Here is a 25,834-nt window from a genome sequence, read left to right on the forward strand (position 1 = left end):
AAACTTAACCTCGTAAACTGAGCGCGATCATAACACAAATTTATCGCCTTCCCAGTTAGGATTGTACTTGTGTCGCATGTCCCGGATGCGGCCAGTAACTACTCACTTTTTAGCCATAATCTGTATAATTCGCGCTCTTTTCGTCAAACCAGCCCATTGCGGAGCCTCCATGTACGTGTTTCTGGATTTCTTTGGTATCGCTGTTTTCGCAATCTCCGGCGCTCTTGTCGCCGGACATAAAAAGCTGGATGTCTTTGGCGTGCTAGTCGTCGCCCTTGTTACCTGCCTGGGCGGCGGTACGCTGCGCGACCTCGTGCTCAACGCGCACCCTGTAATCTGGATCGCCAATACAACTTATCTCGGCGTCGGCATTCTCTCAGCCCTGGCCACTTTCGTGCTGGTCAGGCTTAAGCGAATCCCTATGCACATGTTGGAAGTCTGTGACGCTATCGGGCTGGCCTTTTTCACCATCGCCGGCACGCAAAAAGCCCAAGCACTAGGCCATAGCTTTGAGATCTGCCTGTTGATGGGCATTATGACTGGTGTCGCTGGCGGCGTTTTACGCGACATCATCTGTAATGAGATCCCGCTGATCTTCCATCGCGAGATCTACGCCACGCCAGCGATCGCCGGCTCATTTCTTTATCTGACGCTGAGCTTTTTCGGCATGGATACGGACGTCGCCGCGTTGTCTGGCATGGCGGTTACTCTGGCTTCCCGTCTCGCTGGCGTGTACTTCAATATCAGTTTGCCTGCGTTTCTTTTTTCTGAAGACGAACAGGAAAGTCCCAAGGCGGACTAGCAGCATCGCTTTAGCGGTCGGTGAAAGGGTTGAATCCTCTGCGTCGGCGTACGATTATGCTTTTCTGACCGCCAGCACATAAGTTATCCAAGGAGTATGCCCATGCATGAGTACTGGACCGAGTTTCTTACTGTCGCCCTCGCCCACCTTCTCGCCGTCGCCAGTCCCGGACCTGACTTCGCCGTGGTGATGCGCCAGAGTCTGTGTCGAGGGTTGAAGCCCGCATTGTGGACCAGTACAGGTATTGGAGCAGGCATACTGCTGCACATCACTTACTCATTGTTAGGCATTGGACTGCTGATTTCTCAATCTGTCGTCGCCTTCAACGTACTCAAATGGATCGGCGCCGCCTATCTGATCTGGGTAGGATTTCAGTGCTTGCGCGCCAAACCCCAGCCCCCTGCAGACGAGCCACAACAATTGTCAGCGCCGAGCGAGTCCTTATGGCAGTCATTTCGTCTGGGCTTTCTCACCAATGTGCTCAACCCCAAAGCAACGCTGTTCTTCGTCGCTCTGTTTTCAGTCTTGATCAGTCCTGAAACACCCAAGTGGATACAGGGGGTCTACGGCGGCTGGATGTTCATAGCGACCACCCTGTGGTTCTGCGGATTCAGCTTTTTCCTGTCAGGAGAACGCGTACGCCGCGTCTTCCAGCGTTTCTCACACTGGATCGAGCGGGTCATGGGAGTGGTGTTATTCGGCTTGGCCGCCCGGCTGTTCGCGGCGACACGGGATTAAGAAGTCCGGTTAAACAATACAGGGGGCACAGTGAAGAAATGAGCGAGGCGAGCGGGATATCTCGCCCCTCTCGTTTCAGCTCTCGTATTGAGAGCCAAAAGCGGACACAGAGTTTTTCAGCTATTACTTCGCAGGCAGCTGCTCGTACAAATCGGCCAACAAGCGTTCCGTTTCATCCCAACCAATGCACCCATCAGTGATGGATACACCATATTGCAGCGGTCTGTCAGGATGCACTTTCTGATTCCCTTCCTGCAGGTAACTTTCCAGCATGACGCCCATGATTGTGGAGTCGCCCGTTTTCAACTGTCGCGCTACTTCATTCAACACCTTGGATTGATTGCGGAAGTCCTTTCGGCTGTTATCATGGCTGCAATCAACCATAAGACGCACTGGCAGGCCGTGTTTTTCCAGTGCTTCGCTGTATTCTCTAACGCTGTCTTCGTCGTAATTGGGTTTCCCTCTGCCACCGCGCAGCACTAAGTGAACGTGTGGGTTGCCGAGGGTTTTGCGCATTTGGGGACGTCCGCAGGTGGACAAGGTGGGGTAGCAGTGAGGGGAGCGGCTGGATTGCATGGCTTGTATCGCCACTTCCACTCCACCGTCAGTTCCATTCTTGAATCCGACTGCGGAGGTCAGGCCGCTGGCCATCTCTCTGTGCAATTGACTCTCCGTTGTGCGAGCCCCAATCGCCGTCCAGGACACCAGGTCCTGCAGGTAGTCCGACACAATCGGGCTCAACGCTTCCGTCGCCAAAGGCAATCCCAGATGCGCCAACTCGACCATCAGTCTTCTGGCCTTGTCCAAACCGTAAGCCATGTGGTGAGACCCATCCAGCAACGGATCATACACCAAACCTTTCCAGCCTACGGTAGTACGAGGTTTCTCTACATAAGCGCGCATGACGATTTGCATGCGGTCGTCCAATTGTGGCTTCAGTTCGGCCAGGCGACGGCCATATTCCAATACGCTGTCCGTATCGTGGACGGAGCAGGGACCGACAACGACCAGCAAACGCGGGTCATCGCCGTGCACAATGTTATTGATGGCTGTGCGCGCATTCTCCAACTGTGTAGCCAGGTATGCGTTAACAGGATAGCGGTGCCGAAGTTGATTAGCGGAGGGCAGGATGTCGCCCATCGGCTGTATTGGTGGCTCCATATGTTTCAATGTCTCGTCGATAACTGCTCTTGCCTTGATTCCCATCGACTTTACGCCGGATTCTTTGACTGTCGCTGCCTGGTTCATTGGTTCTCTCCCGATATTACTCTGTGTCTGCTTTCGATTCGTAAGTTAAAGATTCAGTTTTAAAATCAATAACTAAATCGAGACTGACACCACCATCTAGGCAGAAAGCGACCGCACACATCACTATGTTGAAGCGCCGGCGCCGGTTCCCTGTCCTCATTAGTATACGACTGATTACCCGTCATGACCTTACCCTGTTGATTACCTGTTTGCTTCAATCCAACTGCCAACGACACTTTGTTGATTCGCAGCTTCCGGTCTCGCGAGGGTATAAAAAAAGCCCCGGAGACATTCTGCCTTCGGAGCTTCTTTAAGTGTTCTTCCGGAAGGCAGCTTCGTTAAACGCGCCTTCCTGTAAACCTAAGTATGCGGGGGCTCGTTAACGATGGTTATAAAAATAAAACCAAAAATGCCAACCGCTAAAATACGCACGAACGCCAGCAATTGCTGCATTGCTGGAGAAAGATTTGAAAATGTTGAGAGTGTTGTGCGTATTCATGGAATAGATACTAACCTGCGTTTTTAACAAAAAGCAACTGCAAGCGGGAAAAAAATTCGACGACGTCAATAACGTTCCATCCTATCCACACCCTAAACTACTTGTCCCAGCTGCCTGAGCTTTTTCTTTAATTCGTCATTTTCTTCCTGCAGTGCTTCCAGACGCGCCTCCAGGTCCACAATTTTCGCCTTGTAGGCGGAAATACTGCCGGAGTCCGAAGGCGCAGCCTCCACCGGTTCAATGTCGCTACTGAACATATGCATGTAACGCGACTCCCTCTTTCCCGGCTCACGCGGCAGCATCACCACGAGGGGTCCCAGTTTATGATCGTGCAGCCGTTTAAGCGCAGCTTCCGCCGCCTGCACGTCGGCAAACTCCGCCATGCGACTGGCGCGGGAACGCAGTTCACCCGGCGTTTGCGGTCCTCGCAGCAAGAGTTCGCAGACAACCGCCACTTCCTGCGCATCCAGTTTAAGTTCGCCAAATTCAGTATTACAGAAACGATGATGATATTTTTCCACCCTGCTTCCGTAACTGCTGCCTTTCACCAAATCTTTACGCTGCAGAGCAGCCAGCGTCTGACGAACCGTAGCCTCGTCCAGTTCCAATACAGGATGTCGGTTACTTTTCTGATTACAAGCATTCACCAACGCATTCAGAGACAGCGGATATTGATCCGGCGTAGTAATTTCTTTTTCCAATAGCGCTCCGACTACACGGGTTTCGTATAACGACAGATCTTTCTTCATTTCCCCTCTCCTTCCCCGTTACCGGCCACTGAGTTCGTTTTATTGATATCCCTGACCACGCAAGTGGGCCAGCAGTATACGTTTAGCCTCGTTGATTTTCGCCGCCAGGTAATTACTGCCGCCACGGTCAGGGTGAAATTTTTGCATCAGACGGCGATGCGCTTCGACGATTTCGTTTTCATTCAGATCATGATCCGCCAACCCAAGCACATCTTTGGCGTCAGCCAGCGTCATGGCCTGGTCAGGGGTCGGTACGTTATCGACGTCATCCACGGAAAACTGCGTGCGCCAGTGCACGCCATACTCGCGCTCAAAATAGGTTTCCAATATCTCAACGGAGTCCTGATAGTCCCTCACCGCCGAACGATAAAGGCTCGCAAGGCTGGCGACATCCATCCCCTGTAAATACTGGCCGGAATAACGATCCGCCAGCACTTCCCCATCCATTTTGCCGTTGCGATGATCCAGGGTCATTCTCAGTAAACTGGTTTCGATACTGGATTGGCCCTCTCTTCCTGCAACCGCTTCGCGGCCGGCACTAAACAGTTTTCGCAGAAGCGGCAACCACTGCAAAAACGTGGGGAGTCGTTTGAACAACAGCAGAAACGCTGCAAATACGGCGGCGAAAATATTGAGCCTGCCGGTCACGATCAGCAACACGACAACTACCCCGCCAACGCCCAAGGCGAGATAGGTCAGATTTTTTTTTCTTTTTTCCGGCGGAGCCTGAAACACGTGTTGCAGCAGCCAGAAAAAAATCAACGCCAGCAAGAACCCCAATATCAGTTGCACTTCTCTTTCCTTATTTTTTCGCCATGTCAGCGCGATTTGGTATTCGTCTTCGGCCCGGGAAGTTGTCGCCTCAACTCAAGCAAGCGCGAACCGCCACGTTGACTGAAAGCTTCCAGCGCCGGCAGGCCGCCACGCGCATACTCCGCGACCGCGCCGAGCAGCTCCTTCAGTTGTTCCACACTACCTTCATCAAATCGACACCAAGCTCCGCCAGAAAGTCTGGCGATGTCTTTATACACGGCTTCCACGCCACCGTCATAGCCTTCCTGAAACATAAAGACCGGCGTACCGATTATCCCCAGTTCACCCGCCATCCGTTTTAGAGCTGGCGCGTTTTCCTCCATGGCGTCTCCGACAAACACCAGCGCCTGGACTTTACGCTTTAGTGATTCAGCTTCGCCATACGCCAGCACTTTACCTATTTGGGTCTGGCCGGCCATACAACAAACCGACGTCATTTCCCGAACCAGCGCTTCTGCGTCGGACACCCAAGGCGAACATCGGAACTCGTTATATCCGCGATAATAGACGAACTGAACCTGTAAGCCGGACTTCTCCCCCGCGCTCAGAAACATCTCAGTTTGTAGATGACTCGCCTTATCCCACAAGCGCTGCCGGCTCATCGTAGCGTCAACGGCGAATATCAGCCGACCCGCGCCTTCCACATGAGCCAAAGGAGTAGCCTTGACCTTCTGTAGAAAGTTTCGGATATCCTGCTTACTCGCCGCCTGGTTGTCCGTGTCGGGTTTAACCGGCGTTTTGCCCATGCCAATGCCTCCGAAGCCGTTTCTCTGTTAAATATACTAAAAAAGAGAAAGATTACGCGTTGGCCCAGAGCGGCCAGCGACAAAATTAATATTATCCCGAACGCCCCGTCACAAACTATTAGAAAACTCAGGCGTAAGCCCTTAGAGTACATGCTTTTGTAAAGCTTGGGGTTCAGGCGGCTATGATTGTGACTAGCGCGCCAGCATTGTTGCAAAGTTCCATTCAGGCGACGCGCATTCCACTATCCGTCCGGCAAAATAGATACGAGGTTCAAGGTGATTGTCTATCAAGGTCATGAGGGGGCTTACTCTCATCTGGCGTGCAAGCAAGTTTTTCCCGATCGTGAAGCCAGAGCCTGCGGCTCTTTTCGCGCAGCGATGGAAGAAGTGGAGCAAGGCAAGGCAGACTTGGCGATGATTCCTTTAGAAAACTCCACCGCTGGTCGGGTGGAGGAAATCTACCGCCTGATACCGCAAATGAGCCTGCATATCCTGGAAGAGCATTTTGAAGCGGTGAATCACTGTCTCATGGCCCTTCCCGGCTCACGCCTGGAAGATTTGCGGATTGTGGGCTCACATCCCCAGGCGCTGGCGCAGTGCGCCGATCACGTTCGCAAGCTGGGACTGGACCCTGTCGCCACCCTCGACACTGCAGGGGCCGCTCTGGAAGTCAGCCAAAGCGGCGACAAATCCAAAGCCGCCATCGCCTCCAGATTGGCGGCGGAGTTGTATGGACTGGAAATACTGAAAGAAAACTTTCAGGACAAAACCGGCAACACCACTCGTTTCATTATCCTTTCCCATGAGAGCAAATTGCCGCCACTGGAGCCTGGAGTGAAATACATCACCTCCCTGCTGTTCCGGGTGCGGAATATACCCGCTGCGTTGTATAAAGCGCTGGGGGGGTTCGCAACCAACGGTGTAAATCTGGTGAAGCTGGAAAGCTATATGCCTGGCGGCACGTTGAACGCCAGCCTGTTCCATGCGGATATAGAAGGCCATGTCGACTCGCCGAATATGAAGCTCGCGCTGGATGAATTGGCTTTCTTCGCCGACGATATCCGCATGTTGGGCACCTACCGCGCCCACCCGGCCCGCACCAGCCGCAGCTTCCACGACTGATGCCTCCAGCCCGCCCTAATAAAGCGGGACAGGCGTCCTGTAGCACTGATTGAGGTTGATTGAACATATGACACACTCCCTTCACGACATATCAACATTTGCTGTGGATCTGGCGTTACAAGCCGGTGAATTAATGGTGAAAGAGCAGCGCAACGCTCAGTATGAGACAAGCTTCAAGAGTCATCAGGAACTGGTCACGTCCGTTGACTTGAAAGTCGATGAGTTGATTCATAAGCGCATCCACGCCAACTATCCAGACCACGCAATCCTGTCGGAAGAGAATATGTCCGACGTTAGCAAAGTTGGCGATCTGAAAGGGCCATTGTGGGTTATCGACCCTATCGACGGCACCGTCAATTTCGCGCATGGCCACTATCAAGTAGCGGTCTCCATCGCTTACTTCGAAGACGGCGAAGCCAAAATCGGCGTCGTGCATTGTCCGTTTCAGAATGAGACCTTTCACGCCATGCGCGGTCAGTATTCTTTGCGCAACCACAAGCCCATTCAAGTCAGCGGCGCAACCAACCTGCGACAGGCATTGGTCGCCACCGGCTTTCCTTACGATAAAAGCCGGCTGCCAGAGCTGATTCAGCGTTTGCAGGCGGTAATGATGGAGTGTCAGGATATTCGCCGTATAGGATCAGCGGCGCTGGATATCTGCTGGGTCGCCATGGGACGGTTGGACGCCTACTATGAAACCGTCAGCCCGTGGGATTGCGCAGCTGCGCGCTTGATCGCCCAAGAGGCTGGCGCAAGTTGCGGTAACCTTACTTCTGCGCCTGAAGACATGCCGGCAGAGCTATACAGCAAGGACTTACTGGTCGCCAGCCCCGCCCTGTACCAACAATTGGCTGACATTCTGCTAAAAACGCTTTAATCGTTTTATTTCAATGTTCCTTGCCCGTCGGAGTCTCAGCATTTCCGGCGGGCTTTTCATAATCCCCTTCGCGCATCGCGCGCAAGTACTCGTCCCATACTCCCTGCCGCTTCAATAGGCCCAACTGTTCGTTAAACACTTTCAATAGCTCAAGGCTGGAGGGATTATCCTTTGGGAAAATAAGGTGCAGGGTCTTGGTATGGATCGGCTTGGGATGATGGGTCAGCAGCTCTTTTTGATGTGGGTACATATGACGAACGGTGCTGTAACCGACTTCTTTATCTTGGGGAAACAGCTTGATGCGGCCCATCAGCAGCAACTGCATATTTTTTTCATCGCTGGCGATGCGTTTCACCATCAGAACGCCGCTGCTCTCAGCCTTTTCAAAGGCTTCCCCGTAGTAATACCCCAACGTAGCGCCAATTGAGTAACCGTTGAGGTCGGACAATTGTTTCCACTGAACAGGCACCTCCTTCAAATGGAAAAAAACCTGCTCACCACTGACCAAGGGTTTACTGCAGTAAAACTCCTGCTCCCGATCCGGAGAACAATAATAAGGCATAGTCGCGTCCCAAACGCCGTCTTTGACCAGCTGATATCCCCTCGCCCAGGGAAAATTCTGAAACTTCACCTGATAACCGGCGCGATTAAAAGCAGTGGCGATGACATGACCCAACGCACCCCAGTGCGGCTGCGTCTCACTGACATAGGGCAACCATTCTCCGGTGGCGATTCGGACTGTTTTATCGTCCTCAACCGGCGCTTCCGTTCCCATAGCCGGTTCGGCCAAGCCCAACCACAAAGCAAACACGCTGCATAATGCAGTGTGCAATCGATAAAAACCCGTCACTGGCGATTTCCAAAAACCTGTATTTGGTTGTACTTAATGGCGGGAGAGTGTACCACGCAGCCCATTACATTCTTGTACAATAGTCTCAGTCCAGCCCAAAGTAATCCATAACCCGTTTGTACTACAAACGAACAATAGGAGCGCTTGGCGCCAACTTTAACATAGTTAAAAGAATAGCTGCTTTCAAACAAACAAGTGCTGGGAAATAAAGTCCCAATGTTCGTCCCACCCCTGCAGCGGATCGACGCGAAAACCGGAACGGATAAAACGGTGCATATTCCCTTCGATAAGGCTCAAGAAAAGCTGGGCGCTGTCCAATTGGGTGAGCCGGGTGCGCTGGCCATGCAGCACATCGCCATCCCGCAGCATACTGCGAAACTCTGTCTCCAAACGTTCAAAAAAGGAGGCCGCGCGCGCGCGCAGTTTATCTTTTTCTCCTTGCAGCGCATCGCCAAGCAACAACCGGCACATGCCAGGGTTTCTCTGCGCGAAGGTCAGACACAGCAGAACGGATTTATTGATTTTCTGGGCGGTGCTGATCTCTTCGGATCGAATCAGCTTGATGCGGGAAAAAATGCTTTCTTCTACAAACTCAAACAACCCTTCGAACATCCTCCCTTTGCTGGGGAAATGCCGATACAAAGCGGCTTCCGATACGCCGACGGTTTTCGCCAACTTGGCCGTGGTAATGCGCTCCCCCGGCTCATCCTGCAGCATTTGCGCGAGGCATTGCAGAATTTGTTCTTTACGATTGTTCCGATCTTTACTCATTTTTCCCAGGTTCTCCTTGGTCAAATACAACACAACCAAACTACGGATCTAGATAGCGCGGTGCGTTGGTTCCCTTATAACGCCCGCTTACGCCCGCCCCATTTAAGGCGTATCGTTTCAGCCCCCCAAATCAGCCACCCCAGGATGAAGGCCATGCCTCCGGCGGGTATGAATCCATTGGGAAAACTGAACTGCAATAAAGTCTTGGCGTACAGTCCGCCGCAAAACAGCATAAGCCCCGCGACGAAAAAGGCCGCCACAATACCATAAGCCTTACGCGACCAAAATCCCCGCGTCAGCGCCAGAATGATAAGCCCCAAGGCATGCAGGGAGTGATAGCGGACTGCGGTTTCAAAACTGCTTAACGCTTCAGGGTGATAGTGGGCCACCAAATGCGCGCCGACTGCGCCCATGGCCACCGAGAGCCCCATCAAAATAAAGCCCATCGCCAATATACCTGAGCCGCCATTTTGATCTTCTTTACGCATACGCCACCTCCGTCACGTCCATGGTGTCCAGATTGACCGCGCGCAAGGTTCCTCCCCACACGCAACCAGTGTCCAGGGCCACGAATCGGTCTAAACCGGTATGTCCTTGCAGGGCGGCCCAATGGCCAAACAGGATCGTGGAGTTGTCTTGCCTTGAGTAGCTGAACCAGGGCGCATACCCTGGCGGTGCGCTGTCTACTTTTTCTTTGTGCTTAAACTCTAGGCCGCCGTTAGCGTCCAGAAAACGCATACGAGTGAAATAGTTGGTGATACAGCGCAGCCGCTCCTGCCCTGACAAATCGTCTTCCCAACAGGTTGGCTCGTTACCGTACATGCTTTGAAAATAGGTTTTGGCGTCCGGTCCACGCAGCGCCTGCTGCAATTCAGCCGCCAGCGCCAGCGCTTGAGCGACGCTCCACTGGGGCGGCAAGCCCGCGTGACTCATGAAGATATCGCGTTCGGAATCGTAATAAGCAAGAGGGCGGCGCAACAGCCATTGCATCAGTTCCTCGCAATCCGGCGCCTGCAAAATGCTTTGAAAGGTGTCCTTGCGTTTGATTTTTTCGCCGCCGTAATACACCGCCAAAGCGTGCAAATCGTGATTGCCAAGCACACACAGCGCGCGTGCTCCCAAACTTTTGATAAAACGCAGGCACTCCAAGGACTGCGGCCCCCGGTTGATCAAATCTCCGGCGAACCAGAGCGTATCTGCGGCGGGTTCGAAACTTAATTTATCCAGTAAGCGTTGCAGGGGCTCAAAGCAGCCCTGTATGTCTCCGATTGCATAAGTCGCCATAACCAGGAGCACACCTTTGTCGTTCGTTTATGGATGCCCTTTGAGCGGCGCGAAAACGCCTAATGCAGGACGCGAGGCGCAGCGAGTATAAAGCGGGGAATCTCTGCGTGGAAAATATGTCCATCGTCGGCCAGCATCTCATAATGCCCTTCCATCGCGCCGACTTCCGTATCCAGTACGCAGCCGCTGGAGTATTCATAGCTGGCGCCGGGCTGAATAACCGGTTGCTGCCCCACCACGCCATCGCCGGTGACTTCCTGCTCCTTGTTATCGCCGTCGATGATCAACCAGCGCCGCCGCAACAGCTGGGCCGCACGCGCGCCTTCGTTCAGGATCGTGATGTGATAGGCGAACACGAAGCGGTTACTGTCCGGGTCTGACTGTGACGCGATGAACTGTGTGCGCACACTTACCCGAATATCGTACAAAGACGTCTCACTCATCTGCCTGGTCCCTTATGCTCAGCGGATTAAACGCTGACGCTGATATTCTTATGATTCATTTTCCAGCGGGTGATCATATACATAGTCTGCAATTCTCACAAACTCAGGCAGACCAAGCCGCTCCGGCCGGATTTGCGGATTAATATCCAACGCCTGCAGCGCCTCTGCGGTAATCAATTGCTTAAGCGTATTACGCAGCGTCTTACGGCGCATTGCGAACGCCTGACGTACGACCGCGGAGAACGTACTGACGTCTTTACAGGCAACTGGCGGCTCCATATAAGGCGTCAACCGGACTATCGCCGACCAGACCTTGGGCGCTGGCTGAAATGCCCCTGGGCCGACATTGAACAAAGACTCCACCTTACAGTGGTACTGCGCCATCACGCCCAGCCGCCCATAGGCGTCATCGCCCGGCTTCGCCGCCAGACGCTCCACCACTTCCTTCTGCAGCATGAAGTACATGTCTTGCACCAGTCCGCGGAAAGTCAACAGATGAAATATCAGCGGCGTGGAAATGTTGTAAGGCAAATTGCCCACCAACCGCATGGGCCGTTCCGGCGTAGCCAGTTGCGTGAAGTCGAACTTCAGCGCGTCAGCTTCGATGACCTTGAACTCAGGGTAGTTAAAGAACTTTGTGCGCAGGATTGGCGTCAAATCCCGGTCCAGCTCCACCGCCGTTACCTGTCCTCCGCTTTTCAGAAGTTCTTCCGTCAAGGCGCCCAACCCCGGCCCGATTTCCACCAGATTCTGCTCTGGTTTGGGGTTAATGGACCGCACGATGCGGTCAATCACACCCTGATCATGCAGGAAATTCTGCCCAAAACGCTTACGCGCCTGATGCCCGATGTTCTCGTTATGCCTTCCCATGAATGCTTCCCCGACTGCGCTCCACCATATTAATTGCGTACTCCAATGCGGTCTCCAGACTGCCGCCATCCGCCGCTCCCGATCCGGCAAGATCCAGCGCAGTGCCATGATCAACGGAAGTACGGATAAAGGGCAGACCCAGTGTAATGTTGGCGGCGCGCCCAAAGCCCTGATACTTCAGCACCGGCAGGCCTTGATCGTGATACATGGCGAGCACGGCGTCGCCCGTCTCCAGGACTTTTGGCGTAAACAACGTATCCGCCGGCAACGGACCAGTCAGGTTCATACCCTGACCGCGCAAACGCGCCAGCGCAGGCTGGATAATATCAATTTCCTCACGCCCCATATGGCCGCCCTCTCCTGCATGAGGATTCAGGCCCGCTACAATAATGCGCGGATCAGCGACGCCAAACTTGTTACGCAGGTCTTTATGCAGAACGGTAATCACCCGCTCCAAACGTTCGTCAGTAATGCTGCGGGCGACCTGCGACAACGGTAGATGAGTTGTAACCAGCGCCACTTTCATTGCATCCGACGCCAGCATCATCACTACTTGCGACACGTTGCTGAGCTGCTGCAAGTACTCGGTATGCCCTGAGAACGCCACTCCCGCCTCATTGATGACGCCTTTGTGCACAGGGGCCGTCACCATCGCGTCGAATTCCCGTTGCAGGCACCCTGTTATGGCGCGGCGCAACGTATTCAATACATATTGGGAGTTAGCGGGGTTCAGTTCACCAGGAATGACCGGCGCGCCGCAGGTCACCGGCAGCACCAGGGCTGAACCGGGCTGGCGCAAATGAGGACCAACTGTGTCGCCAGGGGAATATACCTCCACCTGCAGTGGAGCTCCGAGTTTTTCCGCCCGCTCGCGCAGGACTTCCGGATCGCAAACAAACACCAGTTCGGCCGGCCAGCTCTTTTGCGCCAGGGCGACGCAAATATCAGGTCCGATGCCTGCTGGCTCTCCCGGCGTAATCGCAATTTTCAACGTCTGGCTCCTGTCCGTCGCCGTCGGTAGCGCTTCCTGATTCAGGGGAAGCGCAAAGTCATAAAATACTAAAGCTTGAGCTGAACAAAAGCTTCGTCGCGAATTTCATTCAGCCAACTCTGCAGTTCTTCTTCATATTTGCGACGATGTAAAACCTGCCTGGCCTGACTGGCCATCAAGCGCTCGCCGATATCCGCTTCACGGCGATCCTGCACCTGCAGAATGTGCCAGCCGAAAGTGCTCTGGAATGGCTTACTGACGGCGCCGACTGGCGTCTCATGCATCATCTGGTCAAACTCCGGCACCATATCGCCAGGGTTCACCCATTCCAGGCTGCCGCCCGCGACTGCGCTGACGGCGTCGTCGGAGTAGGCCTTGGCCAGTTCAGCGAAGTCTTCGCCGGCTTGCACTTTGTTGTAAATTTCTTCAATCAGCTTCTTCGCAGCGATTTCGTCGCGTAATTCATTCTGTTGCACCAGGATATGCCGAACCTTGGATTGCTCAACGACTTTACTGGCGCCGCCACGCTTCTCAAGCATGGCCACAAAGTGCACGCCACTGCTGTTGCGGATGGGGTCAGAGGCCTGTCCGGGGGCTAATTTGGGTGCGACGTCCGCAAACAAAGACGGTACCTGATCAGGCTTACGCCAGCCTAAATCTCCACCTTGCGTGGCGGTGGAGGCGTCAGAATAAGTCACCGCCAACTGTTTAAAGTCCACGCCCTGGTCAAGCTGGCTACGGATCGCCTCGACCTTGCTCTCTGCATCCTTACGTTGCGACTCAGAGGAATTTTCAGGCAGGGCGATCAGAATGTGAGCAAGGTGGTACTCTTCCGCTCGCTGCTGTTTGGCGGAGGCCGACCTTAAAAAATCGTTCACCTCTTTCTCCGTCACCCGCACTCGATTGTCGACGCTGCGCTGCTGGACGCGGGAGATGATCATTTCGCGACGGATCTGCTCACGTGCGCTTTGGTAAGTAACTCCCTCCTCACTCAACGCCTGCTGAAACTGATCCAGCGTCATGCCGTTCTGCTTGGCGATGTTCTGCATGGTTTGATTCAGTTGCGAATCACTGACCCGGATGCCGCCTCGGTCAGCCATTTGCATTTGGATGCTTTCCAGCACCAACTGATCCAGCACTTTCTCCTGCAATACCGATTCCGGCGGCAAGGGCGTCTTTTGCTGGCGCAGCTTGTCTTTGATGCGACTGGCGCGATCCTGCAACTCGGAATACAAGACGATATCGTCATTAACTACCGCCACTACACGGTCAAGCTCCTGCACCTGGGCGTGAACCATATATCCCTGCAGCAACAACAGCGCACCCAGCGCTTTAAGTATGGCGGACCTGAATTTAAGTCTTAGCGTTTTCATGAAACCCTGTATATCTGAATAAAACTGTACTTTGATCAATTCTGTTCATCGCCGGCGGTAATTCGGCGAACGACGGGCCTGCAAATGCAGCCCTACCATTGATAGCGATCCGTCCTGTAGGTCTCGCGCTCATTGAAATTGCGCATTTCCTTAGCCATCACATCTTCGAATCGGCTGCCTATATTACCCAGGCCGCGCAATTGGAAACGCAGAAAGACGCCATGATCCAGCTCACTGTTTTCAGTATCGTCCGCGTCTTTCAGGAAGCTTCTGGCGATAACCTGAAAGCGCCAGCAACAGTCGTTGTATTCTACACCGGCCATAGTGCCGATGGTACGGTGATTGACCAGATCAAAAAACCAGCGGCCCAGCACGCTGACGGAGTCCGTGACTGGAAACAGTACAGAGACGTCCGTCTGCTCCAGATCATTATGCGTATATCTGTGGCTCAGGTTGAGCAGCTTACGATACTCTGGGTCGTGGAACGCCAGCGTGGTAGCGCCTTTTTCCGTCTGACGCTCCTGCCAGTCCCACAGCCCTTCCACTTTGAAGTCGAATCTGTCGTTCGGACGCCAGACCAGTTCCCCCGCCCAGGGCGATTCACTTTCATCGCTGAGACCTTCCGTCCCCAGACCTACTTGTTGGTCCTCGTAGTAGAATATCTGACCGATGCTTGCCCGCAGACGCTCGGCGCCCGTAGCGCGATCGTTAAAACGCGAGGTTACGCCTAAAGTCAGGCGATTGTTGTCGCCAACACGGTCGCCGCCGACAAAGCGGTCTTCTTTATAAAGCTGGGAATAACTGAACGTCGCTACGGATGTATCAAAGTCGGGAATATCGTCCTGATCCTGCTCCGGGGAATAAACATAAAACAAGCGAGGTTCAAGACTTTGATTATATTCGTCGCCGAACACACTCAAGGTGCGATCGAAGTACATGCCCGCATCCAAACTATAGAAGGGCACGGTGCGGCTGATGGACTCATCCAGACCTGTAGCGCGCTGCTCCAGCTGATAATCAGTATGATCAAGGCGCAGCTTCGGCGTCAGGTATCCCCATGTCGTGGACAACGGCAGCTTGACGCTTGGTTGCGTTCGCCAGCGGGCGCCTACAACCTGTTGATCCTTAGCCGGGTCGAGATTTTCGTCATCACGCCAGAAATAGGTGAACTCCGACTCCAGCCCGAAAACCACCGGGCCAAAGTCATGCCCCCACCCAAAGCTCAACTGCGGCAACAACATATAAGGTCGGTCGTTATCCACGATATCATCGTCAACCGTTTGATAGCCCTGCACATGACTCTTGAAGCTGAAGCCGCCGCCGAGATACGCCACATCCCAGGACCGCTTGATATGCGTTTCCTGCTGGATTTCCAGGGTACGGTTAAGGTCGTTTAGGTAGTCTTTGTCGCTGACCACATTGTAATCAATGGTGGAGCGCCAATTTTCATTTACGTCATAACGGTTAGTGAAATCCAACGCCCAACGGCGACCGCTCTCGTCAGGGTTCTCTTTGCTGAACTCACTGTCATGGGCGATGTAACCGAGGCGCATCTCGCTGTAGGTGTCTTCGGTCAGCCAGCGCCCTTCCAACTCTGACAGCAGACCACGGCCATGCATGTATAACGGCGAGTAGGTGGCGTCATAGTTGGGGGCCAGATTGAAATAGTAAGGAATGCCGAAAGACATGCCCCGTCCGGTGTTGGAAGTTCCTATAGTTGGATACAAGAAGCCGCTTTTACGCCGGTCGTCGATTGGAAAGCGCAGATAGGGGAAGTACATCACCGGCACATCTTTGACCCGTAACGTCATGTGCTTTGCAGTCCCCTCGCCCTGCTCCCGATCCAGAATGATCTCACTGGCGGCGATAGACCAATCGTTATGCATCGGATCACAAGTGGTGTAGCTGCCGTCTTCGATTCTCACCAACTGGGCGTCGGCGCTGCTTATCTTCTCGGCGTCGCCGCGGGCGTGGCGTTGATGTATCAGATAACTGGCGTCGGTGAGGCTGAAATCCTTGGTGCTCAGGTTATAGCGGGCCGAGTCGCCATGCAGGAGCAGTCCCGGAGCCCTGGCGGCATTCAATCCCTGCAAGTCCACCATATTGGTCTGGCGGTCCAGCTCAACCTGATCCGCTTCCAACCACCAGGCGCCTTGCTGCGCCTTAACATTACCTTGCAGGCGCATGGCGGACTCATTAGGGGAAACCAGCGTATCGGAGCGGGCTCGAAGCGTCTCGGTGTTAGTGGCGGGGGTCGTATCGGCGAAGCCATAGGCAGGCTCCACATAGGTTCCTCGGCACTGGGGCTCTAAAACCATCATCTGCTGGGGAGTCAGGAACTCCCGCATTCGCCAGTCCAGCATGGCCGCGGACTGTGGCGCAGAGTCCGCGCGCGAAGGTCCAGTCGAAGCCACACCGACTACTCCGGCGAGCATGTAACAATAGCCGGCGCGCAGACGCTTCCGCCCTTCCTTCATAAAACCCCTTGATTCACTTTTAGAAAAGCCCGCCATCCAGTGAAGTCCCCGATGACGGCAGCTGTAACTTGGAACCGGACATGATAGCGGCGCAGACAACGTCAGTACAGCCGCAATGTGCGGTGGGCCGGCGAGAGTCACGGAGTCCGACAAAACCTTAAAGATAGCATCCGGATGCATTGTGTTATGCTAATTTCTAAACAACAGGCAAAAACAAACCATCATACGTTCAGGGGGCGCTGTGTCTCAAACTTCCCAAACCGCAGGCTTAGTGTTAACCGGCGGTGGAGCGCGAGCAGCTTATCAGGTAGGGGTATTGAAAGCCATTTCCGATCAGTTACCGGATCTTCACTATCCCTTTCCGGTTATCTGCGGGACTTCAGCCGGCGGCATCAACGCAGTGGGCCTGGCCAGCAGCGGCGATATTTTCCGGCATAGCGTCGAACGCCTGGAAAACCTGTGGGGCGAACTACGTACGGAACAGGTGTATCGCTCGGACTTCTGGGGCATGGCGAAGCGCATGGGGCACTTTGTAAAGTCGTTTCTAAGCGGCGACGATAAAGAAATTCCCGCCTCCATGCTGGACAACGCGCCATTGCGAGACTTTCTGGCGTCACACACTGACTTCACCCGACTTCGAGAAGCACTCGCCAGCCCTGGGGGTATTCGCGCAGTTTGCCTCACAGCCTGTGGTTATCGCAGCGGACAAAGCGTCAGTTTTTTCGAAGCGCCGCCAGACGTCCAGGGGTGGCACCTGGGACAGCGAGTGGGCGTGCGCTGCGAGCTGGGAGTCGACCACTTGCTGGCGTCCGCAGCGATCCCAACCATTTTTCCTCCCGTGAAAATCAATCGGGAATACTTCGGCGACGGCGTCGTCCGTAACATGGCGCCGTTGAGCCCGGCGGTGCATCTGGGCTGCGACCGCATCCTGGTGATTGGCGTCAGCGCCAACCGAGTATGCGCGCCTGTGCGGCGCAACAGCGCCAAGTATCCCTCCCTGGCGCAAATCATGGAGCACATGCTGAACGGCGCCTTTATCGACACCATGGAGAACGATATTGACCGCGCGCTCATTATTAACCAACTACTTAAGCTCGCGCCCGAAGACAGCCTGCGCGAAGCCGGCATCAGCATGCGTCCCCTTGAGATGTTGGTGATCTCACCCAGCCAACCTATTGATGAAATCGCCGCCCGGCATGCTGGAGAGCTGCCCAAAGCCGTACGTCAGTTTCTTGGCCAGGGCAAACCCAACCAGGAAGGCGGAGCCAGTCTGGCCAGCTACCTGCTGTTTGAAGGCCCCTTCATGCGGGATTTGATAAAGCTGGGTTATCAGGACGCCCAGGCCCATGCGCGACAGATCGAGAATTTTTTCAGTCAATAGGCGCCGCCAGTTGCAGCCGCTTGGAAAAGCGGCATAATCTGGGGCCTTTGGCCTGCATGCCCGGTAGCAGTTGTACACCCTTAGAGCTCAAGAGATTCCATGACCCAACGTCCTGATTTAATCCGCCATTGGCTAGCCGAGCAATTTGGCGACGACCAGTTTGACGTCAGCTTTTTATCCGGCGACGCCAGCTTCAGACGTTACTTTCGCGTCACTCACGGACAACGCGTCTTCGTACTGATGGACGCTCCGCCGACGCAGGAAGACTGTCGCCCTTTCATCGCTATCGCGCGCAGTTGGCGGGAAAAAGGCATTCGTGTTCCGGAAATTTATGCAGAAAACCTCGCAGAGGGCTTTTTGCTGCTGGAAGATTTTGGCGACCGGCTTTTCGGAATCGCTATTGCGGACGCGCCGGCGCAGCAGGTGGATGTGTGGTACAGACAAGCAATTGACGCGCTGCTTCCCATTCAGAAGGCCGCAAACATCGAAGGTTACGCCCTGCCCTCTTATGATGAAGCCATGCTGCGCTTTGAATTAAGCATCTTTCGCGAATGGCTGCTGGAAAAGAAACTTGGCTTTCATCTCGACGCGACGGAAACCGAGTACCTCGACCATTGCATGAATCGATTGGTGGAGAGCGCTCTGGAACAGCCCGTCGTGGTCACTCATCGCGACTACCACTCCCGCAACTTGCTCATATTAGACGACGGCGACCTGGGGATCATTGATTTTCAAGGCGCGGTGAAAGGACCTTTAACCTATGATCTGGCTTCGCTGTTAAGAGACTGTTACGTAAAATGGCCCCACGAACAGGTGGACGCCTGGAGCCGCTATTATTACGAGCAAGTGGACCCTGCATTGCTGCACGGAGCGGATTTCGCCACCTTCAGTCGCTGGTTCGACTGGATAGGCGTGCAACGCCACCTGAAAGCCGCCGGCCTTTTCGCTCGCTTGTCTCTGAGAGACGGCAAGCACGGCTATTTGGCCGACATTCCGCGCACTCTCAACTACATTATTGAGGTGGCGAGCAAATACGACGAGTTCACCGAAATCAATGAATGGATCCAGGAGCGTCTGGTTCCCGCCGTCAGACTACTGGAAAGCGACCCGGAGGTTGTCTTATGCGCGCAATGATTCTTGCCGCCGGTCTCGGTACGCGCATGCGGCCATTGACCGAAAATCTTCCCAAACCACTGCTACAGGCGGGAGATAAATCCCTGATCGAGCATATCATCGACGCATTGAAGCGCGTCGGCGTTACCGAGCTGGTTATCAATCACGCCTGGCACGGAGATAAGCTGGAACAGTTTCTTGGAGATGGTTCCGGCTTCGGTGTAAGTATTCACTATTCTCCCGAAGGCTCTCCACTGGAGACTGCCGGCGGTATTAAAAAAGCGTTGCCGTTATTGGATGACGGGGCTGACAGCCCATTCGTGGTGGTGAATGGCGATATATGGAGCAACTTTAATTTCTCAGGCTTGGTCAGCCGTTCCTTCGCCAACGAGGATCTCGCCCACTTGGTGCTGGTGGACAACCCTGCGCACAACCTGAACGGCGACTTCCAGCTGAACGACGCCGGACGCGTTCTACCTCGCGGCCCCAGCAAGCTGACCTTTTCCGGCATTGGCGTCTACCGCCCCAGTCTCTTCGCGGATGTTCCCAAAGGCGTTTACCCTCTAGCGCCAGTGCTAAGGGCGGCGATCACCAAGGGTAAAGTCAGCGGCGAACGGTTCAATGGACTGTGGTTTGACATCGGCACACCAGACCGCCTGCAGTGGCTGGATGAACAGTTGACGAAGGCCGCATTCTGACCGCATTCTGCACAGTGATGTTCAAAGGATTCATTCAGGCGCAGCTGTAAACGCCATAACCGCAATCACGCACAGGAGCGCAGGATGTGGTGGGGTAAGTTTTTCGGCAGTGTGATGGGATTTATGTCCGGCGGCCCTTTCGGCGCCGCTTTCGGAATCTGGCTGGGCGATAAGTTCGACCAATCCATCCAGCCGTTCACTCCAGGGTGGCGCTTCAGTTTCAATCACCACGACAGCGCTCGCACACTATGCAGCCTGTTCCGAATATTGGGAAGCGTCAGCGCTTCCATGGAAGTACACCGGGACGACGCCCAAATCACTCTGGAAGCCCGTGTTCTTAGTCTCGCTCACTTCCTGGAATTGGACGAAGTTCGTCAAAGGAGCAGCCGCGACGCCTTCTTCAAGGGAGCCGCTAAAGGTTTCGACCTCGCGACGGAGGTTCGCGAGTTTCGCCAAGCCAACCGCTTTCACCCGCATAATGTCGCTCTATTGCTGAACCTGTCCATCCAGGTGGCGATTGCGGAGGGCCAGCCCTGCGAGGGCGCGCGCAGTGCGCTGGAGACGCTCAGGCTGGGCCTGGGCGTCAGCCGCAGCGAGTTCGAATACATATTTCAGGAAATTCTCAAAGCGCGCGATCAACAAAGACATTCCCACGGCCACAGCCTGCGCGACGCTTACCGCACTCTTGGTCTCAGTGAGCATGCAGATCCACTACAGGTCAAGCAGGCCTATCGCCGCCTCATGAATCAGTTCCACCCCGATAAATTAACCGCGCGCGGGGCGCCTGCCAGCGAGGTCGAACGCGCCAAAGTAACCGCGCAGAAAATTCAGCAGGCCTACTCCCAAATCAAAGGCATGCTCAAAACCGTTTAATTTTTTTCTTCATCCCAGGGGCATGAAAAGTCAGCCAGCTTTCTATCTTACGCGTCACCTGCCCTCCCTCGGACGAAGGAATCAGGCTCAGTCCGCTCATGCCTTCCACCCGATAACCTTGCATGCCGTTGCGGCGGGCGAAGTCGCGCCTCTGCATCGCGTTTCGGCTCTGTATCGCCAACGCGGAGTCATATAAGTCAAGCACTTGTATGGAGAAAAAGCCTTGCGACTTTTCCTTAATTTCATCCAATAAGCCGTCACTGACCTCTGCATTAATCCACACCATGGATAAGCCTGACCTCAGGCTTTCCGGGTGCGCCAAAGCATACCGCAACATGGCGTCCACGCCGCTGCCGACGCCGAGCAGTACTTTATTTTCCTGCCCAAATGCACTGAGCTGTTGCATGCCCAGCTGGATTCTCTCCGTGTTGCCAACCGCAGTCTCGGCTGGCGTCTCCACAACGTCAGAGGCGTCTTCGCCCTCTCCGCTGACGTCAATATCCACGCCTTCAGCCGCCTGCTGCTTTTCCAACTCCTCGGTTGCCTCATTGGTCTCCGCCAGTTGTTCTGGCGTCAGCGTCTCCAATTGACGTGCGCCGCTTTTCTCTGAAGCCGTCCCGGCTGCGGGCGGTTTGGCGACATAGGGAAACTCTTTATCACTGGCGGATAATAAAACGCGCTTTGGCGTTCTAGTTTCAGCCGGTGGGGTAAGCGCAATCGACAACGTATGCCAGCCTTCATCCGGCAACTCATTTCGCAGTGTATGGATAAACTGCGGCCAGTCCGGATGCTGTCCCCGGTCATGCAGCAACATGACCGCGCCTTGCTGTTCAGCCACATTTGCAGGCCGGTATAACGCAAGCATGGCGCTCGCGTCGCCCTGCTTGCCGTTAAGCCATAACACTTGGCTGCCAGGAAGACTCTTCGCCAAGGAAAGAAGCATATTTACCTGCGTGTTCAGCGCCGGCTTCCTCTGCTGTGCAGATTCAGACGCCAAGTCTCCCCCGGCAGCGCTGTTTTCTTCCGCCTGCGTGAGAACTGACCCCACGAGCATGCAGCCCACTATGATTCCAGTCATGATTTTCGCCATAAAACAGCGCCCATACGCGAATTAGCTCATTTCAGTCGGAACCCCGCGCCGACCTGGGTTTTAAAAGCATAGCACGATACAATACCCCGCATTTCAAGCGACCGCGACCGGACGCCAATGCGGCGACGGCGCCTCAATCTTACCGGAGACTTTTCCCATGGCTGATCCATTGATCGCTCCTTCGATTCTGTCCGCAGACTTCGCCAGATTAGGCGAGGAAGTTGTCAACGTGCTGGAGGCGGGAGCTGATATCGTGCACTTCGATGTCATGGACAATCATTATGTGCCGAATCTCACCATTGGCCCGATGGTGTGTTCAGCCTTGAGGAAACATGGCGTGACAGCCCCTATCGACGTGCATCTGATGGTCAAACCGGTTGATGCGATGATCGCTTCCTTCATTGAAGCCGGCGCGACCTATATCACCTTTCATCCAGAAGCCTCCGAACATATTGACCGCTCCCTGCAGCTGATTCGCGACGGCGGCTGCAAAGCCGGACTGGTGTTCAACCCCGCCACGCCTCTGCACTACATGGATTATGTGATGGACAAGCTGGACATGGTGCTGTTGATGTCCGTCAACCCCGGTTTCGGCGGACAGGCGTTCATTCCCGCCACCTTGGATAAACTACGTGAAGCCCGCGCCAAAATCGACGCCAGCGGCTTACCGATTCGTCTGGAAATTGATGGCGGCGTGAAAGTCGACAACATCAGGGAAATCGCCGCCGCAGGGGCAGACACCTTTGTCGCCGGCTCCGCCATTTTCAACACTGACGATTACGCTGCGACCATCGCCAAAATGCGCGACCAGATCGCCTTGGCGAAGTCTGTTTAAACGCGTAACAACAAGGATCTAGCGGAAGCATGCCAAACCTATTAGCCCCCAGTTATGAAAACGGTCTGCCACAACTGGCCTTATTCGATCTGGACGGCACTCTGATCGACTCAGCACCCGACTTGGCGGATGCAGTGGATTTCATGCTGCTGGAGTCCGGTTTCAGGGCGGCGGGAGAAGCGTTAGTGCGGGAGTGGGTCGGCAATGGCGCGCCGATGCTGATCAAACGCGCATTGGCCCATGCGTTGGAGCTGGAAGACCCTCAACAGGTTGCTGAGGCGCAATTCCAGAATGCGGCGTCGATCTTCTATGATCGCTATGACGAATATTGCTGCGTGCGCACCCGTATTTATCCTGGCGCGGAAGAGTTGCTGCAGCATTGGCGCGACCAGGGCGTTGCGATGGGGATTGTCACCAACAAGCCCGCTCGCTTTACCCAGCCGATACTGCAGGCGCTCAAACTGGAAAAGTACTTCGCCATCAGCCTGTCCGGCGACTCTCTTCCAGTCAAGAAACCAGACCCAACGCCACTGCTGCACGCATGCGAAGCCTTACAGGTTCAATCAGATTCTACATTGATGATTGGCGACTCCATCAACGATGTGCTGGCCGCCCGTCACGCAAATATGAATATCGCCTGCGTCACCTACGGCTACAACCACGGCGAAGACATTCGCAACGCCAATCCGGATTGGGTCATGGACTCACTCATTGAGCTGAAGTAACCCAGGCTTAGAATCACGATCAGAAAAGCAAAAGGCCGTCCCTGCTGCACTGCTGTCCCACAGTTTGGGATAAATAAGAAAGCCTGAATCTCTGTTGTTACAATGGATCTGCGAAGAAACTATTAAACAACAAGGGATTCAGGCTTTGTCACATCATAACACCGCTTTCCAACAACTCCTAAAACCGCTTCTCAGACATGAATTTGAGGGGCTGGCCAAACAGCATCATGTGGGGCAAAAATTGCGATCCGCCAGTCGCTGGGATCAGTTTATTGGCATGGCCATGTCGCAGTTGTCTGGACGCCAGAGCCTGCGGGATATTCAGTCAAATCTTGAAGCCCAGCGGCATAAACTCTATCACCTTGGCGCAAAGCCCATTGCTCGAACCACGCTGGCCAGACTGAATGAAAAGCAACCCGCCAAACTCTATGAAGCCTTGTTCTACAAGCTGCTTTTCCGTTGTAGATCTCAGCCAGGAAAACACAAATTTCGCTTCAAGAATCCCCTGTATTCTCTGGATGCCAGCGCGCTGGATCTATCGCTTAAACTCTTTCCGTGGGCTGCTCACCGCGATGACGCGGCTAATGTAAAGCTCAGTGTTGGGCTTAATCACGCGACTGAAGTACCGGAGTTTGTGGCATTGAGTAACGGTCAGGAAAACGACATGATCCAGGATCGTAAGTTCTCTTTCCCCAAGGGTAGCATCCTGGCCTTTGACAAAGGCTATGTGGACTACCAGTGGTTCGGAAGTCTGACAAAACAGAAAGTCAGCTTCGTTACCCGGCTTCGAGCAAAAGCCGTATATCGGGTGCTTGAGCGCAAACCTGTTGTAAGAAACTCAGGAGTCACCAGTGATCAGGTGATTGAGCTAAGCAGTGCTCACGCAGTCAAGCGGGGAGCCCCCAAGTTGCGTCGAGTTGGTTATCGGGATGCTGAGACTAACCGTCACTATCAGTTTTTGACCAACAACTTCACCCTGGCAGCCACAACCATTGCAGCCATTTATAAGGATCGCTGGAAAGTAGAACTGTTCTTCAAGGCAATAAAACAAAACCTCAAAATCAAAGCCTTTGTGGGGACCTCAAAGAATGCCGTTCTGACGCAGATTTGGATTGCCCTTATCGTTTATCTGTTGGTCGCTTTTGCACGCCATAGCGCAAGGGAGGGATGGTCAGTGCAGCGAATGCTGAGGGTGCTGCAGCTAAATTTGTTTGAAAGAAAGGCGCTGGTAGAGATCTTTAATCCTAGTCCACCGCCTAATCAAAAAGACCAGCCTCAAATGAGGCTGGTCTCATGACTGTCAAACTGTGGGACAGCAGTGGTCCCTGCTGCACTTATTTTATTCAATTCAAGCATTAGCAGAGGACGGCCTTTTTATTTGCAGTTAGCTGAGAGAAACAGGCGCTAAAACGCCTGTTTCAAACCAGACGGGTCAGGAGGGTTGCCAAGCCGCAGCGATCGCCGCGTTCACCTGACTACGCTCCTCATCAGTCAACGTCATCTCTCCGCCTGATGGCGCGCCGAAAGCGGCCATGGCGTTGACCAACGCCTCCACTTTGGAGTGGTCAAGCATGGCATCCTAGGTGTGGACTTCTTCGATTTGAAAACTTCTAACATCAATCAGATACAACATAAGGCCTTGTTGAGTTAAGAGCCTAGATCAATTCGATAAATTAGCGGATAGTTATTACCATTTCCAGAGCGACAACTATTGACGGCAAAGCCAACTCTATCATTCTTGCTTGCATAAGCAGAAAGCAAAGCCGCATATATCTCTTTAGTGCTTTCATTAAACTCAAGCACAGCATTTTCTTTACCAGATGAAGGACATGACTCCAACTCAGCTCCAGTGGCCGCAGGGGAAAACGCCACCACTGCATACCCATTATATATAACCAACTTATCTATAGTACGAACATTTGCAATTGTAGCCGCATTTACACTCATCGAGCAGAAGGCGAAAATTCCAAGCATAAATTTTTTCATAAAAGAGCCCTTATCCAAAAAGAAAAAACAATATAATGCATAATAATGTATTAAAATATAAGTTCCTATCACTAAGCCGAATGGATTCTAGCTGAGTGAAATTAGAATCAGCACATGACTACTCTTAATAGCCTCTTAACTATGCAGCCCAGCCTTTCACTTATATAAAACGTTAAAGCTGCACCCCACATCGAGACTCAAGTTTAAATGAGCGAGTTAATACACCATGCTTCATGCAACTGTTGGCATAGTTGTCGGAAGCTTAATCAACAGGGACAAACACGATGCATTTCGCTCTTAACATTCGTGAGCACTTCCTAGAGAAGCGACCAGTTAACCAGAGCTTGTAACTCATTAAGGCCTAACATCCTTACAGCCGCCTCTCAGAACTCTCATCCACTTTGGCTTAGAGAGCACACAAAACCAACTCGTTTTCATTTCTATAGTCAGGCCTTCTACTAGCTGGGTAGCATAGCGTTA

At 53.7% G+C, this 25,834-nt stretch carries 27 protein-coding genes; 11 read left to right on the forward strand and 16 right to left on the reverse strand.

All coding sequences use genetic code 11. The annotated features are described in order from the left end of the window. The first annotated feature begins 169 nt into the window (after positions 1 to 169). Both AC2IBB_RS30010 and AC2IBB_RS30015 read left to right on the forward strand, forming a co-directional pair. Positions 170 to 802: a trimeric intracellular cation channel family protein gene (locus tag AC2IBB_RS30010; RefSeq protein ID WP_486330330.1), complete on the forward strand. Its 633-nt coding sequence runs from the start codon at positions 170 to 172 to the stop codon at positions 800 to 802. Positions 803 to 904: 102 nt separating this feature from the next. Continuing rightward, entirely contained in the window at positions 905 to 1,540 is a 636-nt protein-coding gene (locus tag AC2IBB_RS30015) for a LysE family translocator (protein ID WP_486330331.1), read from the forward strand. Positions 1,541 to 1,663: 123 nt separating this feature from the next. Here the strand turns inward: AC2IBB_RS30015 and AC2IBB_RS30020 are convergent, their stop codons facing one another. The 4 genes from AC2IBB_RS30020 to AC2IBB_RS30035 form a co-directional block, all read right to left on the reverse strand. Next, positions 1,664 to 2,788 (reverse strand): 3-deoxy-7-phosphoheptulonate synthase, encoded by a 1,125-nt coding sequence (locus AC2IBB_RS30020; RefSeq protein WP_486330332.1) that lies wholly within the window; start codon positions 2,786 to 2,788, stop codon positions 1,664 to 1,666. Between the two features lie 591 nt (positions 2,789 to 3,379). Next, a complete protein-coding gene (locus AC2IBB_RS30025; RefSeq protein WP_486330333.1) occupies positions 3,380 to 4,036 on the reverse strand; it encodes a YceH family protein in 657 nt (218 codons plus the stop codon). 39 nt (positions 4,037 to 4,075) lie between these two features. Then, the gene (locus AC2IBB_RS30030) at positions 4,076 to 4,828 is read right to left on the reverse strand and encodes a J domain-containing protein (RefSeq protein ID WP_486330334.1); all 753 of its coding nucleotides are present in this window, start codon (positions 4,826 to 4,828) and stop codon (positions 4,076 to 4,078) included. Positions 4,829 to 4,854: 26 nt separating this feature from the next. Next, entirely contained in the window at positions 4,855 to 5,595 is a 741-nt protein-coding gene (locus tag AC2IBB_RS30035) for a VWA domain-containing protein (RefSeq protein ID WP_486330335.1), read from the reverse strand. Between the two features lie 276 nt (positions 5,596 to 5,871). Between AC2IBB_RS30035 and AC2IBB_RS30040 the strand changes: the two genes are divergently transcribed. Together AC2IBB_RS30040 and AC2IBB_RS30045 are read left to right on the forward strand one after the other, a co-directional pair. Then, complete coding sequence (locus tag AC2IBB_RS30040; protein WP_486330336.1) at positions 5,872 to 6,717, forward strand: prephenate dehydratase; 846 nt, start codon at positions 5,872 to 5,874, stop codon at positions 6,715 to 6,717. Positions 6,718 to 6,784: 67 nt separating this feature from the next. Next, on the forward strand, positions 6,785 to 7,594 hold the full coding sequence (locus AC2IBB_RS30045; protein ID WP_486330337.1) for an inositol monophosphatase family protein: 810 nt from the start codon (positions 6,785 to 6,787) through the stop codon (positions 7,592 to 7,594). A 10-nt stretch (positions 7,595 to 7,604) separates the two neighbouring features. On the opposite strand, the gene AC2IBB_RS30050 is transcribed toward AC2IBB_RS30045, so the two are convergent. The 9 genes from AC2IBB_RS30050 to AC2IBB_RS30090 form a co-directional block, all read right to left on the reverse strand. Then, a complete protein-coding gene (locus tag AC2IBB_RS30050; RefSeq protein ID WP_486330338.1) occupies positions 7,605 to 8,444 on the reverse strand; it encodes a substrate-binding periplasmic protein in 840 nt (279 codons plus the stop codon). A gap of 183 nt (positions 8,445 to 8,627) precedes the next feature. Then, a complete protein-coding gene (gene slmA, locus AC2IBB_RS30055; RefSeq protein WP_486330339.1) occupies positions 8,628 to 9,215 on the reverse strand; it encodes a nucleoid occlusion factor SlmA in 588 nt (195 codons plus the stop codon). 74 nt (positions 9,216 to 9,289) lie between these two features. After that, complete coding sequence (locus AC2IBB_RS30060) at positions 9,290 to 9,703, reverse strand: DUF423 domain-containing protein (protein ID WP_486330340.1); 414 nt, start codon at positions 9,701 to 9,703, stop codon at positions 9,290 to 9,292. Continuing rightward, on the reverse strand, positions 9,696 to 10,499 hold the full coding sequence (locus AC2IBB_RS30065) for a symmetrical bis(5'-nucleosyl)-tetraphosphatase (protein WP_486330341.1): 804 nt from the start codon (positions 10,497 to 10,499) through the stop codon (positions 9,696 to 9,698). The genes AC2IBB_RS30060 and AC2IBB_RS30065 overlap by 8 nt, the downstream gene beginning before the upstream one ends. A gap of 59 nt (positions 10,500 to 10,558) precedes the next feature. Then, a complete protein-coding gene (gene apaG, locus AC2IBB_RS30070; protein ID WP_486330342.1) occupies positions 10,559 to 10,942 on the reverse strand; it encodes a Co2+/Mg2+ efflux protein ApaG in 384 nt (127 codons plus the stop codon). A gap of 48 nt (positions 10,943 to 10,990) precedes the next feature. Further along, a complete protein-coding gene (gene rsmA / locus AC2IBB_RS30075; protein WP_486330343.1) occupies positions 10,991 to 11,812 on the reverse strand; it encodes a 16S rRNA (adenine(1518)-N(6)/adenine(1519)-N(6))-dimethyltransferase RsmA in 822 nt (273 codons plus the stop codon). Further along, entirely contained in the window at positions 11,799 to 12,803 is a 1,005-nt protein-coding gene (pdxA, locus tag AC2IBB_RS30080; protein WP_486330344.1) for a 4-hydroxythreonine-4-phosphate dehydrogenase PdxA, read from the reverse strand. The genes rsmA and pdxA overlap by 14 nt, the downstream gene beginning before the upstream one ends. 68 nt (positions 12,804 to 12,871) lie before the next feature. Further along, positions 12,872 to 14,176 (reverse strand): peptidylprolyl isomerase, encoded by a 1,305-nt coding sequence (locus tag AC2IBB_RS30085; RefSeq protein ID WP_486330345.1) that lies wholly within the window; start codon positions 14,174 to 14,176, stop codon positions 12,872 to 12,874. A 92-nt stretch (positions 14,177 to 14,268) separates the two neighbouring features. Continuing rightward, entirely contained in the window at positions 14,269 to 16,653 is a 2,385-nt protein-coding gene (locus AC2IBB_RS30090) for an LPS-assembly protein LptD (RefSeq protein WP_486330346.1), read from the reverse strand. Positions 16,654 to 16,894: 241 nt separating this feature from the next. On the opposite strand from AC2IBB_RS30090, the gene AC2IBB_RS30095 reads away from it, so the two are divergent. The 4 genes from AC2IBB_RS30095 (at position 16,895) to djlA (ending at position 20,718) form a co-directional block, all read left to right on the forward strand. Further along, positions 16,895 to 18,034, forward strand: coding sequence for a patatin-like phospholipase family protein (locus AC2IBB_RS30095; protein WP_486330347.1), 1,140 nt, complete (start codon positions 16,895 to 16,897; stop codon positions 18,032 to 18,034). A 99-nt stretch (positions 18,035 to 18,133) separates the two neighbouring features. After that, complete coding sequence (locus AC2IBB_RS30100; protein ID WP_486330348.1) at positions 18,134 to 19,168, forward strand: aminoglycoside phosphotransferase family protein; 1,035 nt, start codon at positions 18,134 to 18,136, stop codon at positions 19,166 to 19,168. Further along, positions 19,156 to 19,845 (forward strand): N-acetylmuramate alpha-1-phosphate uridylyltransferase MurU, encoded by a 690-nt coding sequence (murU, locus tag AC2IBB_RS30105; RefSeq protein ID WP_486330349.1) that lies wholly within the window; start codon positions 19,156 to 19,158, stop codon positions 19,843 to 19,845. Before AC2IBB_RS30100 ends, murU begins: the two co-directional genes overlap by 13 nt. Before the next feature lie 84 nt (positions 19,846 to 19,929). After that, on the forward strand, positions 19,930 to 20,718 hold the full coding sequence (djlA, locus tag AC2IBB_RS30110; RefSeq protein ID WP_486330350.1) for a co-chaperone DjlA: 789 nt from the start codon (positions 19,930 to 19,932) through the stop codon (positions 20,716 to 20,718). Here djlA and AC2IBB_RS30115 read toward each other — a convergent pair. Continuing rightward, the gene (locus tag AC2IBB_RS30115; protein WP_486330351.1) at positions 20,705 to 21,796 is read right to left on the reverse strand and encodes a DUF3530 family protein; all 1,092 of its coding nucleotides are present in this window, start codon (positions 21,794 to 21,796) and stop codon (positions 20,705 to 20,707) included. The genes djlA and AC2IBB_RS30115 overlap by 14 nt on opposite strands. Before the next feature lie 169 nt (positions 21,797 to 21,965). On the opposite strand from AC2IBB_RS30115, the gene rpe reads away from it, so the two are divergent. The 3 genes from rpe to AC2IBB_RS30130 all read left to right on the forward strand — a co-directional run bounded on the left by rpe (position 21,966) and on the right by AC2IBB_RS30130 (position 24,665). Then, a complete protein-coding gene (rpe, locus tag AC2IBB_RS30120; RefSeq protein WP_486330352.1) occupies positions 21,966 to 22,643 on the forward strand; it encodes a ribulose-phosphate 3-epimerase in 678 nt (225 codons plus the stop codon). 29 nt (positions 22,644 to 22,672) lie between these two features. After that, entirely contained in the window at positions 22,673 to 23,368 is a 696-nt protein-coding gene (locus tag AC2IBB_RS30125) for a phosphoglycolate phosphatase (RefSeq protein ID WP_486330353.1), read from the forward strand. 145 nt (positions 23,369 to 23,513) lie between these two features. Beyond that, entirely contained in the window at positions 23,514 to 24,665 is a 1,152-nt protein-coding gene (locus tag AC2IBB_RS30130) for an IS4 family transposase (RefSeq protein WP_486334012.1), read from the forward strand. A gap of 135 nt (positions 24,666 to 24,800) precedes the next feature. On the opposite strand, the gene AC2IBB_RS30135 is transcribed toward AC2IBB_RS30130, so the two are convergent. Beyond that, entirely contained in the window at positions 24,801 to 24,941 is a 141-nt protein-coding gene (locus AC2IBB_RS30135) for a hypothetical protein (RefSeq protein WP_486330354.1), read from the reverse strand. A 74-nt stretch (positions 24,942 to 25,015) separates the two neighbouring features. Then, positions 25,016 to 25,354, reverse strand: coding sequence for a hypothetical protein (locus AC2IBB_RS30140; protein WP_486330355.1), 339 nt, complete (start codon positions 25,352 to 25,354; stop codon positions 25,016 to 25,018). Between the last annotated feature and the right edge of the window lie 480 nt (positions 25,355 to 25,834).

Source organism: Hahella sp. NS-SX17 (assembly GCF_057367735.1).

What these genes read in the sequence shown, in the direction of transcription:
- AC2IBB_RS30010 (WP_486330330.1), top strand. Translation starts at nt 170, where the DNA reads ATGTACGTGTTTCTGGATTTCTTTGGTATCGCTGTTTTCGCAATCTCC.
- AC2IBB_RS30015 (WP_486330331.1), top strand. Translation starts at nt 905, where the DNA reads ATGCATGAGTACTGGACCGAGTTTCTTACTGTCGCCCTCGCCCACCTT.
- AC2IBB_RS30020 (WP_486330332.1), bottom strand. Translation starts at nt 2,788, where the DNA reads ATGAACCAGGCAGCGACAGTCAAAGAATCCGGCGTAAAGTCGATGGGA.
- AC2IBB_RS30025 (WP_486330333.1), bottom strand. Translation starts at nt 4,036, where the DNA reads ATGAAGAAAGATCTGTCGTTATACGAAACCCGTGTAGTCGGAGCGCTA.
- AC2IBB_RS30035 (WP_486330335.1), bottom strand. Translation starts at nt 5,595, where the DNA reads ATGGGCAAAACGCCGGTTAAACCCGACACGGACAACCAGGCGGCGAGT.
- AC2IBB_RS30045 (WP_486330337.1), top strand. Translation starts at nt 6,785, where the DNA reads ATGACACACTCCCTTCACGACATATCAACATTTGCTGTGGATCTGGCG.
- slmA (WP_486330339.1), bottom strand. Translation starts at nt 9,215, where the DNA reads ATGAGTAAAGATCGGAACAATCGTAAAGAACAAATTCTGCAATGCCTC.
- AC2IBB_RS30060 (WP_486330340.1), bottom strand. Translation starts at nt 9,703, where the DNA reads ATGCGTAAAGAAGATCAAAATGGCGGCTCAGGTATATTGGCGATGGGC.
- AC2IBB_RS30065 (WP_486330341.1), bottom strand. Translation starts at nt 10,499, where the DNA reads ATGGCGACTTATGCAATCGGAGACATACAGGGCTGCTTTGAGCCCCTG.
- apaG (WP_486330342.1), bottom strand. Translation starts at nt 10,942, where the DNA reads ATGAGTGAGACGTCTTTGTACGATATTCGGGTAAGTGTGCGCACACAG.
- rsmA (WP_486330343.1), bottom strand. Translation starts at nt 11,812, where the DNA reads ATGGGAAGGCATAACGAGAACATCGGGCATCAGGCGCGTAAGCGTTTT.
- AC2IBB_RS30085 (WP_486330345.1), bottom strand. Translation starts at nt 14,176, where the DNA reads ATGAAAACGCTAAGACTTAAATTCAGGTCCGCCATACTTAAAGCGCTG.
- AC2IBB_RS30090 (WP_486330346.1), bottom strand. Translation starts at nt 16,653, where the DNA reads ATGAAGGAAGGGCGGAAGCGTCTGCGCGCCGGCTATTGTTACATGCTC.
- AC2IBB_RS30100 (WP_486330348.1), top strand. Translation starts at nt 18,134, where the DNA reads ATGACCCAACGTCCTGATTTAATCCGCCATTGGCTAGCCGAGCAATTT.
- murU (WP_486330349.1), top strand. Translation starts at nt 19,156, where the DNA reads ATGCGCGCAATGATTCTTGCCGCCGGTCTCGGTACGCGCATGCGGCCA.
- djlA (WP_486330350.1), top strand. Translation starts at nt 19,930, where the DNA reads ATGTGGTGGGGTAAGTTTTTCGGCAGTGTGATGGGATTTATGTCCGGC.
- AC2IBB_RS30115 (WP_486330351.1), bottom strand. Translation starts at nt 21,796, where the DNA reads ATGACTGGAATCATAGTGGGCTGCATGCTCGTGGGGTCAGTTCTCACG.
- rpe (WP_486330352.1), top strand. Translation starts at nt 21,966, where the DNA reads ATGGCTGATCCATTGATCGCTCCTTCGATTCTGTCCGCAGACTTCGCC.
- AC2IBB_RS30125 (WP_486330353.1), top strand. Translation starts at nt 22,673, where the DNA reads ATGCCAAACCTATTAGCCCCCAGTTATGAAAACGGTCTGCCACAACTG.
- AC2IBB_RS30135 (WP_486330354.1), bottom strand. Translation starts at nt 24,941, where the DNA reads ATGCTTGACCACTCCAAAGTGGAGGCGTTGGTCAACGCCATGGCCGCT.
- AC2IBB_RS30140 (WP_486330355.1), bottom strand. Translation starts at nt 25,354, where the DNA reads ATGAAAAAATTTATGCTTGGAATTTTCGCCTTCTGCTCGATGAGTGTA.